The following is a 559-nucleotide window of genomic DNA, read 5'->3' on the forward strand; positions in this document are numbered from 1 at the left end:
TAATGGTAAACCGGCTGCTAGATCAGGGGACTCTACATCTCATGGTGGAAAAATTCTCGTCGGTGTACCGACCGTCCTCATCGGGGGATAGATGCGAATTGGTTTTAAGATGCCTTTATGTCTTATTGACGATGAGGAAGTACAAGTCAGCTCTATTCTCGATGCTTCATTTAGGTTTTCCGGTGAAAGAACACAAAACGTTAACAATGAAGTTTATGAAGAACGACTTTTTAAGCTCATTGCGTCACATGGGAGAAGCTTAAAACAAGCAGAAGTATCTGGTTGTGTTTGCGTATTGTTGCCCCAACTCAGCGACAAAACGCTACTGAAAAAAATCATGCTTGAGATATCCTCTGCCTTAGGTGGTCATCCAAATACAAATATCTACTTGTATCCTTACGGGCAGGCATCCTTTTTGATGGCTCTTGGAAGAATAGAAAGAGAGTTGGTCTCAAGTCGACCTACCTGGGTTTTGGGATTTAATGCCAAAAATGATGACGTGAATGGTTCGCGTAGTTCGGTCGTGGCGGCGAAATGCGAGCCGAGCAAAGGTGGTTTA

2 pseudogenes are annotated in these 559 nt (G+C 43.6%); both read left to right on the forward strand.

The features are described 5' to 3' along the window. Window positions 1-91, forward strand: a pseudogene (locus R8O11_RS30240) (type VI secretion protein); the annotation flags it as partial. Beyond that, window positions 92-559: pseudogene (locus R8O11_RS30245) on the forward strand (transhydrogenase beta subunit); the annotation flags it as partial. It abuts the pseudogene before it with no gap.

The sequence above is a fragment of the Vibrio sp. 1288 genome (assembly GCF_033344475.1).